Origin of the sequence: Halomonas sp. MCCC 1A11062, assembly GCF_021404355.1 — a bacterium.
Taxonomy (GTDB): Bacteria; Pseudomonadota; Gammaproteobacteria; order Pseudomonadales; family Halomonadaceae; genus Halomonas; species Halomonas aerodenitrificans.
The window spans coordinates 18,954-32,151 of the sequence record NZ_JABFTW010000037.1; the positions used below are offsets into that span (position 1 = coordinate 18,954).

12 protein-coding genes are annotated in these 13,198 nt (G+C 68.0%); 2 read left to right on the forward strand and 10 right to left on the reverse strand.

Translation table 11 applies throughout. The features are described 5' to 3' along the window. Window positions 1-114 precede the first annotated feature (114 nt). The 3 genes from HOP58_RS21945 to HOP58_RS21955 are packed head-to-tail and all read right to left on the reverse strand — an operon-like array spanning window position 115 to window position 2,517. Complete coding sequence (locus HOP58_RS21945; protein WP_234261720.1) at window positions 115-780, reverse strand: ATP-binding cassette domain-containing protein; 666 nt, start codon at window positions 778-780, stop codon at window positions 115-117. Then, window positions 773-1,534, reverse strand: coding sequence for an ABC transporter permease subunit (locus HOP58_RS21950; protein ID WP_234261721.1), 762 nt, complete (start codon window positions 1,532-1,534; stop codon window positions 773-775). Before HOP58_RS21950 ends, HOP58_RS21945 begins: the two co-directional genes overlap by 8 nt. Next, window positions 1,531-2,517: an ABC transporter substrate-binding protein gene (locus HOP58_RS21955; protein WP_234261722.1), complete on the reverse strand. Its 987-nt coding sequence runs from the start codon at window positions 2,515-2,517 to the stop codon at window positions 1,531-1,533. Before HOP58_RS21955 ends, HOP58_RS21950 begins: the two co-directional genes overlap by 4 nt. Window positions 2,518-2,648: 131 nt before the next feature. Here HOP58_RS21955 and HOP58_RS21960 point away from each other — a divergent pair, with 131 nt between their 5' ends. Together HOP58_RS21960 and HOP58_RS21965 are read left to right on the forward strand one after the other, a co-directional pair. Next, a complete protein-coding gene (locus tag HOP58_RS21960; RefSeq protein WP_234261723.1) occupies window positions 2,649-3,305 on the forward strand; it encodes a rhodanese-like domain-containing protein in 657 nt (218 codons plus the stop codon). Next, entirely contained in the window at window positions 3,272-3,952 is a 681-nt protein-coding gene (locus HOP58_RS21965; RefSeq protein ID WP_234261724.1) for a response regulator transcription factor, read from the forward strand. Before HOP58_RS21960 ends, HOP58_RS21965 begins: the two co-directional genes overlap by 34 nt. Here HOP58_RS21965 and HOP58_RS21970 read toward each other — a convergent pair. The 7 genes from HOP58_RS21970 to pqqC form a co-directional block, all read right to left on the reverse strand. Further along, window positions 3,934-6,528 (reverse strand): PAS domain-containing hybrid sensor histidine kinase/response regulator, encoded by a 2,595-nt coding sequence (locus HOP58_RS21970; protein ID WP_234261725.1) that lies wholly within the window; start codon window positions 6,526-6,528, stop codon window positions 3,934-3,936. The two genes, HOP58_RS21965 and HOP58_RS21970, sit on opposite strands and share 19 nt — an antisense overlap. After that, entirely contained in the window at window positions 6,515-7,702 is a 1,188-nt protein-coding gene (gene nosP, locus HOP58_RS21975) for a nitric oxide-sensing protein NosP (protein ID WP_234261726.1), read from the reverse strand. The genes HOP58_RS21970 and nosP overlap by 14 nt, the downstream gene beginning before the upstream one ends. 118 nt (window positions 7,703-7,820) lie before the next feature. Continuing rightward, window positions 7,821-9,560: a NahK/ErcS family hybrid sensor histidine kinase/response regulator gene (locus tag HOP58_RS21980; RefSeq protein WP_234261727.1), complete on the reverse strand. Its 1,740-nt coding sequence runs from the start codon at window positions 9,558-9,560 to the stop codon at window positions 7,821-7,823. 22 nt (window positions 9,561-9,582) lie between these two features. Further along, entirely contained in the window at window positions 9,583-10,746 is a 1,164-nt protein-coding gene (ercA, locus tag HOP58_RS21985; protein WP_234261729.1) for an alcohol dehydrogenase-like regulatory protein ErcA, read from the reverse strand. 143 nt (window positions 10,747-10,889) lie between these two features. Next, complete coding sequence (gene pqqE / locus HOP58_RS21990) at window positions 10,890-12,029, reverse strand: pyrroloquinoline quinone biosynthesis protein PqqE (RefSeq protein WP_234253531.1); 1,140 nt, start codon at window positions 12,027-12,029, stop codon at window positions 10,890-10,892. Continuing rightward, complete coding sequence (pqqD, locus tag HOP58_RS21995) at window positions 12,026-12,298, reverse strand: pyrroloquinoline quinone biosynthesis peptide chaperone PqqD (RefSeq protein ID WP_010627040.1); 273 nt, start codon at window positions 12,296-12,298, stop codon at window positions 12,026-12,028. The genes pqqE and pqqD overlap by 4 nt, the downstream gene beginning before the upstream one ends. Further along, a complete protein-coding gene (pqqC, locus tag HOP58_RS22000) occupies window positions 12,295-13,065 on the reverse strand; it encodes a pyrroloquinoline-quinone synthase PqqC (RefSeq protein ID WP_234261731.1) in 771 nt (256 codons plus the stop codon). Before pqqC ends, pqqD begins: the two co-directional genes overlap by 4 nt. Window positions 13,066-13,198: the final 133 nt, after the last annotated feature.

Below are 13,198 nucleotides of genomic sequence, written 5' to 3' on the forward strand. Positions count from 1 at the left end.
AAAATCAGCTCAAAATACTCATTTACACTACGTAAACTCTGTCTTTTCGCTGATTTTTGCCTTGTCTGACCTTCGCTCGCCGACTTTTCAGACACAGCCTTGTGCGAAGAGCGCCTAGCTTTCGATCGAGAGGGGCTGGCCAGTCGCCTGACGCCCCAGCGCTTCCAGGCGGCCGGCCAACCCGGCGTGGGCCTCGGCATCGAGCCGGGCATCGTAGCGCAGATGGGCGGGGCGCCCCGCCAGATACCAGACGCGATTGGCCAGCGCCTCGGCGTCGCGCACCTCGTGGGTCACGCAGATCATGGCCATGGTGGGAAACTGCTTCAGCAGCGTGCGGATCAAGCCTTTCAGCTCGTCGGCGCGGTGAGGGTCCAGAGAGGCGAAGGGTTCGTCCAGCAGCAACAGATCGGGGCGCATGGCCAGGCAGCGGGCCAGGGCGGCGCGCCGGGCCATGCCCAGCGACAGCTGATCGGGATAGCGGTCGGCGACCTGCTCCAGCCCGACCCGGGCCAGCAGCGGTTTCACCTGGTCGCGGCCGACCCCGACCAGGCGCAGGTTGTCGCGCAGCGTGCGCCAGGGCAGCAAGCGGTGCTCCTGAAACAGATAGCCGATGCGCAGCGTCGGGCGCGACTGGCCCCGTTCCAGGCCGGCCAGACGGTTGAGCAGAGTGGTCTTGCCGATGCCGGAGGGACCGAGCAGGCAGATATGGTCGCCCGGCGCCACCTTGAGGCTCATGGGTGCCAGGATGGCGTGGCCGGCCGGCACGACGAATTCAGGCATGTTCGACTCCGACATGGCGCCAGCGCGTGGCGCGGCGCTCCAGCGGCTGCAGCAGGCCAAGCTCGATCAGCTGCACGATGGCGATGAACGCCAGGCTGTAGGCCAGCAGCCCGGCCACGTCGAAGACCTGGAACGCCAGATGCAGCTGGAAACCGACCCCATCGGAGCGCCCCAGCAGCTCGACCACCAGCACTATCTTCCAGATCAGCGCCAGCCCGCCGCGGGTCGCCGCCATCAGGTAGGGAAACAGCTGCGGCAGCCACACGTGCCTCAGGCGCATGAGGGGAGAAAAGCCGTAGGCACGCGCCATCTGCTCCAGCCTCGGGTCGAGACTGCGCGCCCCTTCACGCAAGGTGACGGCGACGTTGGGCACCTTGTTGATGACCACCGCCAGAATCGCCGCGGCCTCCACCAGACCGAACCAGACATAGAGCAGGATGATCAACACCAGAGCTGGCAGGTTGAGCAGCAGTACCAGCAGCGGGTCCAGCAGGGCATCGAGCCAGGCCAGGCGCCCCATGGCGATGCCGATCAGGGTGCCGAAGGCCATCGCCAGCAGGAAACTGAGCGCGACCCGCTGCAGGGTCACGGCCAGGTGGCGCTGCAGCTCGCCGCTGGCCGCCTCCCGTTGCAGGGTGTTGAGCACCGCCGCTGGCGAGGGCAGCAAGGAAGTGTCTAGCTGCCAGGCCAGCACGCCCCATAGCCCCACCAGCAGCGGCAGGACCACCCAGCAGGCGAGCGCCGAGCGCCTCATGGCACGCCGCCCGGATCGAGCACGAAGAGCCGGGTGGGCATCACCTCCTCCGCAGCGCTGCCGGCCATGACCAGCAGCCGTTGCAGCGCCGCCACCCGCGCTTCGTCCAGCGGTTCGGGAATGCCCTGCACATAGCCTTGGCGCAGCGCGGCGAAGTGGGCGTCGTCGCTTACACGCATCAGCGGGCGCAGCGCCTCCCAATGGCCGGGCTCGTCGCGCAGCTGCCGTTTGGTGCGCGCCACGGCACGGGCGAAGCCGGCCACCAATGCCTGATGGTCGTCGGCCCAATCGTCATGGAAGACGTAGCCTAGAATGGGCAGCCCGGTGGGAATGTCCAGGCTGGCCAGCAGCGAATCCATGGGCAGCGCCACGTCGGCCTCGCCGGCGGCGGTCAGCTCGGCGGCGAAGTGCCAGAAGGTCACCAGCACGTCGAACTGCCCGCGACGGAAGGCCTGGCTCAGCAGCGGCGGCGCGCCGAACTGCACCTGCGCCTCGCGCTCCAGTGCCATGCCGCGGGCCTGTGCCGCCCGGGTCAGCAGCACCCAGCCCTTGCTGTCGGGGCCGCCGGCCACGCCGATGCGCTTGCCGCGCAGGTCTTCGATGTCGTGTATTGGCGCCCCGGGGGCCGCCAGCACGTCGCCCATCTGCGAGGAATAGGGGAGATAGCGGTAGGAGTGCCCCGCCACATGCCGCGCCTGGGCCCAGGTCAGGTCGACCACGGCACCATCCACGTCGCCGCTGGAGACGGCGATACGCGAGGCCGGCAGGTTGGCCACCAGGCGCACGTCGAGCACGAAGCCCTCTTCCCGGTCGAGGCCGTGGCGCTGCAGATGGTCCAGCTCCCAGTGGGCGGTGCCGAACTGCAGAACGCTGAGGCGCAGCAGCGGCGGCTCGGCGCGCAGGCTGTCGGCGGCGACCAGCAGCGCGAGCAGCAGCGCAGCACGGGCCAGCGGCAGGAACTTGGCAAGGCTCGGTGTCTTCATGTCTTCAGACTAAGGAGCTGCCTGTCACGGCAGAATAGTACTTTCGTGCTTTACGCTTCGCGACAAAGGTGCAATTCCGGCTTACGACAAAAGAGAGTCCCATAGCGATATGAGGCCACGGGAAGCACGCCATGAGGATAGCGAAGCGGATACTAGCCGCCCTGCTGCTGGCGGCACTTTGCCCGGCCACTTCCGGTGCTGCCGCCCCGGGCGAGGATCCGCTGCTGTTCTCAGAGCGGGGCTATCGCATCGACCGCTATCGCAGCCCCACTCCCGCCACCGCACCGGGCGCGGAGACGGTGGACACCGCGACGGTGGTCGAGCTGCTCGGCGCCAGCCCGCCCGCTCTCGCCATCGACGTGATCAACCTCACCTTTCGCCATGGCCGCTTCCTGCAGACCGAGCCGCACCGCTCCGTACCGGGAGCGCTGTGGCTGCCCAACACCGGGCTCGGCCATCACGACGACGACTGGTACTACAGCCGCCACGACTGGGTGGGCTACCTGCTCGACGAGGTCGGCGCGGCCAGCGGCGGCGACCCGCGCCACCCCATCGTGGTGCTGTGCCGTTCGGATTGCTGGCTCTCCTGGAATGCGGTGAAGCGCCTGGCCGAGGCGGGTTACCAGCGTCTTTACTGGTATCGTGACGGTATCGACAGCTGGGAGGCGGACGGCCAGCCGCTGGAGAGCGCCGCCCCGCGCCTGCCGCCCTTTGCCACCGCTCCACGCCGTACGACTACAAGGATAACGACAAGATGCACGACCAAGCCCCCAGCTACCGTATCCTGATCGCCGACGATCATCCGCTGTTTCGCGAGGCCATCGCCCGGGTGGTCGGCGACGGCTTTCCCGGCAGCGAGCTGCTGGAAACGGCGGACCTCGACGCCACCCTCGCCGTGACCGCCGACGAGGAGGACCTGGACCTGATCCTGCTCGACCTCAACATGCCCGGCATGAGCGGCCTCACCGGCCTGCTGCAGCTGCGCAACGAGGCGCCCACCATTCCGGTGGCGATCATCTCCGCTGAGGAAGACAAGAACGTCATGCTGCAGGCGGTCTCCTGCGGGGCGGTGGGCTTTCTGACCAAGTCCTCGCCCAAGGAGCAGCTGATCAAGGCCATCGCCCAGATACTGGAGGGCAACATCTATCTGCCTTCGGAGATCATGCGTGCCAGTGCCGCCCGCGCCCATGAGCCCAACGAGCGCGGCATCAGCGCCGAACAGCTCGAAACCCTGACCCGCAAGCAGATCCAGGTGCTCGAGCGCATGACCCGTGGCGAATCCAACAAGATGATCGCCTACAACCTCAACATCGCCGAGACCACGGTCAAGGCCCACGTCTCGGCGATCCTACGCAAGCTCGGCGTCAGCAATCGGGTCCAGGCGATCCTCTCGGCCAGCGACATCGACTTCAGCCGCTACCTGCGCAAGCCCTGATCCGGGCACTCGACGAATTCGAGCGGGGTCTCCGCCAGCAGCTGCTGCAGCGTGGTTCTCAGCCGCAGCGGCTTGACCGGCTTGTTGAGCAGTTGGAAGCCCAGCTCGCGCACCCGCTGACGCAGCTCGCGGCTGTGATCGGCGGTTATCACCAGCACCGGCAACGGCACCTCACGTAGTTGATTGATGCGCTCCGCCAGCGCCACCCCGCTGCGCTCGTGGTCGAGGTGATAGTCGACCACCAGGGCGTCGGCCTCGCCGTCGGCCAGGCTCACCCGCGCGGCGAGACGCTCCTCGCTCTCAGCGACCACCACCTGGCAGCCCCAGCGTTCCAGCAGGTGGCGCATGGCCAGACAGATGGAAGGGTCGTTGTCCACCACCCACAGCCGCCGTCCGGCGAGTTCGCGACCGGCCACGCATCCTACTGGCTGGCGCCGCTCGCCGGCCTCGACGCGCTGGGCGTAGGGCAGCGTCACACCGAACAGGGTGCCGCGTCCGACCCGCGACTGCACCCGCACCGGCTGTTGCAGCATGCGCGTGATCTTGTCGACGATGGAGAGGCCGAGGCCCAGGCCGCGATCCCGCGCGTTGGCCGCCGCGGGCAGGCGGCGAAACTCCTGGAAGATCAGCTCGCGCTCCTCTTCGGCGATGCCGCAGCCAGTATCGAGCACCTGGATCTCGAGCCCCTCCCGACGCCGCCGGCAGCCCAGCAGCAGGCATCCGCGAGGGGTATAGCGCACGGCGTTGCTGAGCAGGTTGCGGATCACCCGGACGAGCAGCGAGATGTCGCTGCTGACCAGCGCCGACGACGGCACGTAGTGGAACTCCAGGCCCTCGCTGGCGGCCACCTGGCGATACTCCCGCGCCAGGCCGTCGAGCAGGTCGCGAATGGCGAAGGGTACTATCTCGGGGGTGATCACACCGGCGTCCAGCTTGGAGATGTCGACCAGAGTACCGAGCAGCGCCTCCACGTCCTTCAGCGAATGGCCCACCTGCTGGATCAGCTCCTGATTGGCCGGCGACATCTCCTGCTCCACCAGGGCGCCGACAAAGAGCCGGGCCGCATTGAGCGGCTGCAGCAGGTCGTGGCTCACCGCCGCCAGGAACTTGGTCTTGGAGAGGTTGGCCGCCTCGGCCTCGGTCTTGGCCTCACGCAGCTGACCCTCGGCGGCCAGTCGCTCCTCGATCTCCTCGCGCAGCTGAGCGTTGACCCGGGTCAGCTCCGCGGTACGCTCCCGCACTCGCTGCTCGAGGTTCTGATAGGCATGATGCAGCGCCTCGGAGGTGCGCCGCTGCTCGGTGATGTCACGGATCAGCACGAAGAAGCCGATCACGCTGCCGTCGCTGTCCCGGTGCGGCACGTAGGCCCGCAGCAGCACCCGGTGCTCGCCCTCGGCATTCTGTTCGGGCAGTTCGAAGCTGATGCGCTCCCCCGCCAGCACCCGCTGCAGGTAGGGCATCAGGCGTGCGCAGTGCTCCGCCGAATGGAGGTCGCCGAGCGCCGAACCTAGCAGCAGGTCGTGGGGCCAGCCGTACCACTCCTCGTAAACCCGGTTGGTGAACACGTAGCGCAGCTCGCGATCCAGGTAGGCAATCATCGCCGGCACGTGGTCGGTGATGGTACGGATCCAGCGCTCCCGCTCGGCCAGCGCCTCGGCCTGGCGAATGCGCTCGGTGATGTCGGTGTAGGTCAGCACCTGGCCGCCGCCCGGCATGGGGTGGCCGCGCACCTCCACCACGCGGCCGTCGCTGAGCCGACGCTCGCAGGCGGCCAGCACGGCCTGCCCATCGGCGGGGTCGACCAACTCGCTGGCGCGACTCAGCTCGGTCAGCGCCAACGGCAGCGTCAGCCCTGCCAGACCGGTGAGCTGCGAGAAGCGCTGGTTGTGCATTTCCAACTGGCCCTGAGGGGTAACCACGGCAACGCCCTGGGAAAGGCTGTCCAGAGTGGCCTGCAACAGGCGCGACTTCTGCGCCAGGGCATGCTCGCGCTCGGCGTGCTCATGGCGCTTGAGCTCAGTGATGTCGACGTAGAGGAACACTCTGCCGCCGCCGCGAATCGGCCGCTGATTGACCTGCACCCAGCGCCCGTCGTGGAGCTGATAGACGGTGCGCCCCTGGCGCTGCTTGAGCTGCTCGCTGACCACCAGCCCCGAGCTCAGCGCCAGCCGGCGCAGCTCCTCCAGGGTCATACCGGCGTGCACTTCGATACCGGCAGGCCGCCAGAACTCGGCGAAGCGGCTGTTATAGTGACGAATGCGCTGGTCGGCGCCGAACAGCACGAAGGCATCGGTGATACTTTCGATGGCATCGACCAGGTACTGGTTGGCCTGCTCGGCCCGCTCCCGCGCCTCGCCCAGCAGGCGGTTGCTGGCACGCAGCTCATGCAGGGTCTGGTTGAGCGCGCGGGTTCGCTCGCGCACCTGCTCGGCCAGCAGGGCGGCATGCTCGAAGGCGGCATAGGGCGCGGTACGCGGCAGGTTGCTCGACTCGACCCGCTCGATCAGCGCCGCGTTGATGCGCTGAAGCTTGGCGACCTGGCGCTCCAGCTCGCGTTCGCGCTCAGTGGTCACCACGGGAGCGTCCTATGTAGACCCCGCTGAAGGTCTGGTTGAGGTGCAGGCCGCTATAGTGCTCGCCGTAGGTATTGAAGCCGAGGATGCGGCGCCGGCGGTAGAACTCTCCGGCCGCCTGCTGCCGCCCCTCCTGCTCGAGCTCCAGGCGGCGCAGGAAGCAGTCGCAGCCGAGGATGCACTCCGCCGGCCCCAGGCGCTCCTCGATGGCGGCGATTTCACGGTCGAGATCCGTCAGCAGATCGCTCGCCTGCATGGCCGTCAGCACGATGCCGGTCTCCACGGCGCAGTAGAAGCTCAGGCTGAGGTCGGGATTGACGCTCTGGATGGCGCGTACGTAGGTCTTGTCGTGGAGTCTCACGGCCAGCGGATGACGCGCGAACACCTCGGGGTTCAGCTCCTCCAGGGTACACCCCACCAGCCTCGCGTATTCCAGGGCCGCCGGCTCGGCGTTGAGCTCCATCACCCGACGCTGCTCCTGGTCGGCCGCCGTGACCACCAGCTTCTCGCCGCTGGGTCGCAGGTGGTGAGTCGAGAACACCTCGAAGTCCAGCGCGGTGTTGACCATCAGCACCACGGCGGCACGGTCATGAAAGGCGCCCTCACCGTACACGTGCGTGCCGGTGAGGCGGTTGTCGTCGCCGGCGCTGCCGCCGAAGTGAGGAATGCCGGCAAGCACCGAGGTCAAGGTCAGCAGCACCTGCTCCTCGCAGGTCGAGAGCCCGTCGAGCAGGGTCATGGCGAAGGTGTGCCCCTTGAGCGGCGCCAGTCCCGAACGGGTGCAGTGTTCCATCAACTGATCGGTGATGCGCTGGGCGTCGAGCAGAGTGAAGCGGTCGAGATCGCGGATCAGCCGATAGTCGAGGGCAAAGGCCCGGCGGTCGAAGCCCACCGCCACGATGGAGCCCCGCGAGTAGCCGTCACTGCCAAGCTCCCCGGCGGTGGTGCAGCCGCACAGCTTGACGCCGCCCAGGTGCGCTTCCAGGGCCGTGGCCAGGGCCGGCAGATCGTGTTCGGCGGAACAGAAGAACAGCACGCCCTCGAGATCGGGATGCAGCAGCCGGCTGGCCAGGTACTGGGCCGCCAGCTCGGGATCCTTGGCGAAGGAGTGCGCCACGCGCAGGGGCTCATCCGGCAAAGCCTGGTCAGGGTAATGCGACTTCGCTAATGGCAACATGGCACTCCTCGAGCAGGCAGGGATCCTGCTTTCAGTCTAGGGCCTGGTGCAAAGCAGCAACATAGGACTTGAGTGCCGGGGCACGCTCACGCGGCTACGACCAAGGTTGTAGCTTCACTCATCCCTTCTCTTGGCGCGCGATCAACTGACTGAGCACGGCGCGTAGCTTGCCGGGTCGCAGCGGCTTGTGCAGCAGCGGGATGCCGCACTCCGCCAGGGTGCGGCGCCAAGCCTCGGAGCGGTCGGCGGTGATCACCACCGCCGGCAAGTGCGGCCGCTGCCAGTGCCGCCGCAGCTTCTCCACCAGCCGGTCGCCGGTCTCGCCGGCATCGAGATGCAGATCCACCAGCAACACGTCGGGCGCCTCGAGCCGCTGCTCCAGCACTTCGTCGAAATCGTGGGCAGTGTCGCACCACATGCCCCACTGCTCGAGCAGGGCCTGCATGCCCATCAGGATGCGGCTGTCGTTGTCCACCACCAGCATGCGCCGCCCCGTCAGCGGACTGTCCGGCTGAGCAAAGGCCGGCGAGGCAGCCAGGGCAGGCGCCGGGCGGCAGATCGGCACCTGGACGGCAAAGCTCGAGCCCCGCCCCAGGGTCGAGGACACCGACACCGCCAGCCCTAGCCGCTGGCAGATACGCTCGACGATGGCCAGCCCGAGCCCCACCCCCTGGCGGTTACGCGCCCGCTCGGCGTTGAGCTGGTGATACTCCTCGAAGATCGCCCGCAACTGATCCGGCGGAATGCCCGGCCCGCTGTCGTGCACCTCGATGGAAACGACGTCGCCGCGGCGCCGTACGCCCAGCAGTACGCTGCCGGCGTCGGTGTAGCGGCAGGCATTGGAGAGTAGGTTGCGCAACACCCGCCCCAGCAGGCGGTGGTCGCTGTCGACGTACAGGCGGCTCTCCACGCAGCGAAAGCGCAGCGACTTGCGCTGGGCACGCGGGGCATACTCGGCCACCAGACCGCACAGCATCTGCGAAAGCGGGAAGCACTCACGCTGGGGCTGGATGCGCTCCTGGTCGAGCCGGGCGATGTCGAGCAGGTCGGTGAGCAGCTCCTCGGCTCCCTCGAGGGAGAGATGGATGCTGTCGACCAGGCGGCTCGCGTCAGCGTCGAGGGCACGCTCGCGCAGAGTGGAGACCAGCAGCCGGGCCGCATTGAGCGGTTGCAGCAAGTCGTGGCTGGCTGCCGCCAGGTAGCGGTCCTTGCTGCGGTTGGCCTCCTGGGCCAGGTCGCGGGCGGCGCGCAGTTGCTCCTCGATCTGGCGGCGTTCGGCCACCTCGCCGGCCAGATCGTCATTGAGCTGCTCGAGCCGCTGGGTGCGCTCGCGCACGCGGGCCTCGAGCCGGGCGTTGAGCGCCAGCAGTTCCTGGCGGGCGCGCTCGCGCTCGGTGATGTCGGCCACGAAACCCTCGACCAGGATCTCACCGCCCCGGTCCGGCTTGCGCAGCAGGGTCAGGGCCACCGGCACCCGCTTGCCGTCGCAGCCGGCCAGCCAGGTGGTATGCCCTTGCAGGTGGCCCTGCCTGTGCAGCAGGCGGGAGACCTCGTCGAGCCCCTCGGCATCGGCGAACAGCGCTTCCAGCGACGTGCAGCGTGCCAGCGTGGCGGCCACGTCGGCATCGCCGAGCATGGCCGCCAGCGCCGGATTGGCGGCCAGCAGGCGCCCGCCCAGCGAGGCCTGGAAAATACCGTGCAGGGCGTTCTCGAACAGCCATTTGTAGCGGTTGCGCTCCGCCTCGAGCTCGGCCATGCGCGCCGTCAGCTCAGGGTAGTAGCTCTTGCGCGCCGACTGCTGACCCAAGCCCAGCAACTGGTTGACCGAATAGCCCTCGGGGTCGCCGGCCTTCTTCATCGGCTACCTGTCGCTTGGCGCGTCACATCGCCTCCTCGTACACCACCTGAACGTCGCGGGGGCTGGAGCGGCGCGGATTGGTCAGGATGCAGGGATCCTCCAGCGCATGGCGGGCCAGGAACGGCACATCGCTGGTATGGACACCGAGCCTGCCCAGGCTGCCCGTCAGGCCCACGGCACGCTTCAGCTCGATCAGGTGATCGATCAGCCGCGCCTTGACCTGGGTGCTGCTCAATCCGCGGCAGTCGATGCCCAGCGTCTCGGCGATGCGGGTGAAGCGCTCCGGCGAGGCCTCGAAGTTGTAGGCCACCACGTGTTCGAGCAGCAGCGAATTGCACAGTCCATGGGGCAGGTCGAGAAAACCGCCGAGACTGTGCGACATGGCGTGCACCGCACCGAGGATGGCGTTGGAGAACGCCAGCCCCGCCTGCATGCTGCCGAGCATGACCTGGGAACGCAGCGCCAGATCGTGGGGAGCCTGCACCAGCGCCACCAGATGTCCGTTGATCAGGCGCATGGCCTCCAGGGCATGGGCGTCGGTCAGCGGCCCGCTGCCGGTGGAAACGAAGGCCTCGATGGCATGCACCAGGGCATCGACGCCGGTGCATGCCGTGAGGAAGGGGCTCATGGTCATGGTGACCTGGGGGTCGATCAGCGAGACGTCCGGCACCACCGACTTGCTGACGATGGAAAATTTCATGCGCCGCTGCTGGTCGGAGATGATCGCGAACTGGGAGATGTCCGCCGAGGTACCCGCCGTGGTGGGCACGAAGATCAGCGGCGGGATGGGCACCCGCAGGGTGTCGACGCCCTCGAAGTCGATGATGTGACCGTCGTGAGCGACGACGATGCCGATGCCCTTGGCGCAGTCCATGGGGCTGCCGCCGCCGATGGCGACGATGGCCTGGGCGCCCATCTCGCGGTACGCCATGGCCCCCGCCATGACCTCCTCGGCCCGCGGGTTGGGCGAGACCGAGGTGAAGCGCTGGCAGAAGATGCCCTGCTCCGCCAGATCGGCCTCCACCTCCTCGACCCAGCCGGCCAGCACCACGCCGGGGTCCGACACCAGCAGTACCCGCTCGGCGCCGAAGGTGCCCACGTAATTGGCCACAGCGCGCCGGGCGCCGTCGCCGAAGATGATCTCCGGAGCCACGAACTTGCGCAGCTCGTTGATACTGGACGCCATACCGAGTCTCCCTTGACGCTGACCGGCAAAGAGGCACGGCCGAGATCAGCGGCTTCTTGTTATGTCGTCGCCTCGCGCAGGCGCATTATCGTCATGGTAAGAGCCGGCCGGCCCCCGCGCCCTTCGCCCTTGGTCGGGTACTCTCAGCCGCGCCAGAAGGTGCGCGAATGCCTTGCCTGCCTCGGCACCAGCGTTGCGATGTCGCCTGCCGAATCGGCGGCTTCGGCCACGGCCCGGTCGATCAGCTCGCGCCGGGGCGACTTGCTGCACACCGGGTCGGCCGCCGCCGGGTCGCCGGTGAGCAGGAACGCCTGACAGCGGCAGCCGCCGTGGTCCTGGTGGCGCTCGCTGCAGCTGCCGCAGGGCTCGGGCATCCAGGCGTCGCCGCGAAAGCGGTTGAACGCTTCGCTGGCGTACCAGATCTCCTCGAGCGAGCCGTCGCGCACCTGGGGAAAGGCCATGGGTAGCTCACGTGCACTATGACACGGCAACACGCTGCCGTCCGGCGCTACGGTCATGAAGATCGCCCCCCAGCCGCCCATGCACGCCTTGGGGCGCTCGGCAAAGTAGTCGGGTACCACGAACAGCAGGCGCATCTCCCTCCCGCGCTCGGCGAGACGCTCGCGCCAGCGCTGCGTTACCGCCTCGGCACGCTCGACCTGAGCACGGCTCGGCAGCAGTCCGGCGCGGTTGAGCTTGGCCCAGCCGTAGTACTGGCAGCTGGCCAGCTCCACGACGTCCGCCCCCAGCTCGTCGCACAGGGCGATCAGCCGGTCGGTGTCGTCGATGTTGTGGCGATGCAGTACCACGTTGAGCACCATGGGATAGCCGGCCGCCTTGACCGCCCGTGCCATGGCCAGCTTGGCGGCATGGGCCTTGGCCGAGCCCGCCACGGCGGCGGCCAGCTCGTCATCCGCGGCCTGCAGGCTGATCTGGATGTGATCCAGCCCCGCTTCGCGCAACGCCTCGATTCGGGCGCCGTCCAGCCCCACCCCGGAAGTGATCAGGTTGGTGTAGAAGCCGAGCCGCCGCGCCTCGGCGACCAGCACCTCCAGGTCGCGCCGCACCAACGGCTCGCCCCCGGAGAAACCGAGCTGCACGGCGCCCATGGCCCGCGCCTGGCGCAGCACATCGATCCAGGCGTCGGTGTCGAGTTCCTCACGGTAGCGGGCGAAGTCGAGCGGGTTGGAGCAGTAGGGACACTGCAGCGGGCAACGATAGGTCAGCTCAGCCAGCAGCCACAGCGGCGGGTCGATCGCTTGCGGGGACGCGGCAAGGCTCATGGGCTCGCCTCCAGCCAGCCCTGGCGCCCGGCCTCGGCGAGAAACGCCGCCACATCGTCGGCGATCTCCGCGGTACCGGGAAACTGCGCCTCCAGCGCGGCCACGATGTCCGCCTCATGGCGCCGGCCATCGACCAGCGTCAGGATCGCGCCGGCACTCTCGTTGAGCTGCACCATGCCCTCGGGGTAGAGCAGGACGTGGCGTTGCTGGGCGGGCTCCCACTGCAGCCGCCAGCCGCGGCGCAGCGCCGGAGCCACCTCCGGGCTCATGCCAGCCCCCGATGGAACACGGCCCGCTCGGTCACGCTATGGTAGGGCGGACGGCCGAGCTGATAGGCCAGGGTCATGGCGTCGAGCATGCTCCACAGCACGTCGAGCTTGAACTGCAGGATATCGAGGGCGCGCTGCTGGGTTTCCACGCTGGTGCACACCGCCAGCGCCACCTCCAGGCCATGCTCGACGTCGCGGCGTGCCTCCTTCAGGCGCTTGCGGAAGTAGCCGTAGCCGGCCTCGTCGATCCAGGGATAGTGGCCCGGCCAGGTATCGAGGCGGCTCTGGTGCGCCAGGGGGGCGAACAGCTCGGTGAGCGAAGAGATCGCCCCCTCCTGCCAGCTCGCCCGGCGCACGAAATTGACGTAGGCATCCACCGCGAAGCGCACCCCGGGCAAGACGTGCTGCTGCGACCACAGCTCGTCGCGGGTCAGCCCCACCGCTTCGCCCAGGGTCAGCCAGGCCTTGATGCCGCCGGCGTCGTCATCGCGACCGTCGTGGTCAAGCAGGCGCTGGATCCAGCGCCGCCGGGTGTCGGCATCCGGGCAGTTGGCCAGCAGCGCGGCGTCCTTCTGCGGGATCATCACCTGGTAATAGAAGCGATTGGCCACCCAGCCACGGATCTGCTCCGGCGTGGAGCGCCCTTCGGCCATGTCGATCTGATAAGGATGGTGAATATGGTAATAGGCGCCCTTGGCCATCAGGGCCTCACGAAAGGCCTCGGGCGAGAGTACGGCAGCCAACGGTGATGTCTGCACGGCGTTCATGGCGAGTCCCTCTTAGATACCATCTCTCCTAACCGGCCACAAATGCCCTATCAGGCGGTTTGTGGCCGATATTCGGTTTGCGTCTTGAGGACCCCGTAAGCGATATGGATCAGCTTACGCATTGCCGCCCCCA

Bases quoted from the DNA above. Each gene is read 5' to 3' on its own strand.
- HOP58_RS21945 (WP_234261720.1), bottom strand. From the start codon at position 780: ATGCCTGAATTCGTCGTGCCGGCCGGCCACGCCATCCTGGCACCCATG.
- HOP58_RS21950 (WP_234261721.1), bottom strand. From the start codon at position 1,534: ATGAGGCGCTCGGCGCTCGCCTGCTGGGTGGTCCTGCCGCTGCTGGTG.
- HOP58_RS21955 (WP_234261722.1), bottom strand. From the start codon at position 2,517: ATGAAGACACCGAGCCTTGCCAAGTTCCTGCCGCTGGCCCGTGCTGCG.
- HOP58_RS21960 (WP_234261723.1), top strand. From the start codon at position 2,649: ATGAGGATAGCGAAGCGGATACTAGCCGCCCTGCTGCTGGCGGCACTT.
- HOP58_RS21965 (WP_234261724.1), top strand. From the start codon at position 3,272: ATGCACGACCAAGCCCCCAGCTACCGTATCCTGATCGCCGACGATCAT.
- nosP (WP_234261726.1), bottom strand. From the start codon at position 7,702: ATGTTGCCATTAGCGAAGTCGCATTACCCTGACCAGGCTTTGCCGGAT.
- HOP58_RS21980 (WP_234261727.1), bottom strand. From the start codon at position 9,560: ATGAAGAAGGCCGGCGACCCCGAGGGCTATTCGGTCAACCAGTTGCTG.
- ercA (WP_234261729.1), bottom strand. From the start codon at position 10,746: ATGGCGTCCAGTATCAACGAGCTGCGCAAGTTCGTGGCTCCGGAGATC.
- pqqE (WP_234253531.1), bottom strand. From the start codon at position 12,029: ATGAGCCTTGCCGCGTCCCCGCAAGCGATCGACCCGCCGCTGTGGCTG.
- pqqD (WP_010627040.1), bottom strand. From the start codon at position 12,298: ATGAGCCCGGAGGTGGCTCCGGCGCTGCGCCGCGGCTGGCGGCTGCAG.
- pqqC (WP_234261731.1), bottom strand. From the start codon at position 13,065: ATGAACGCCGTGCAGACATCACCGTTGGCTGCCGTACTCTCGCCCGAG.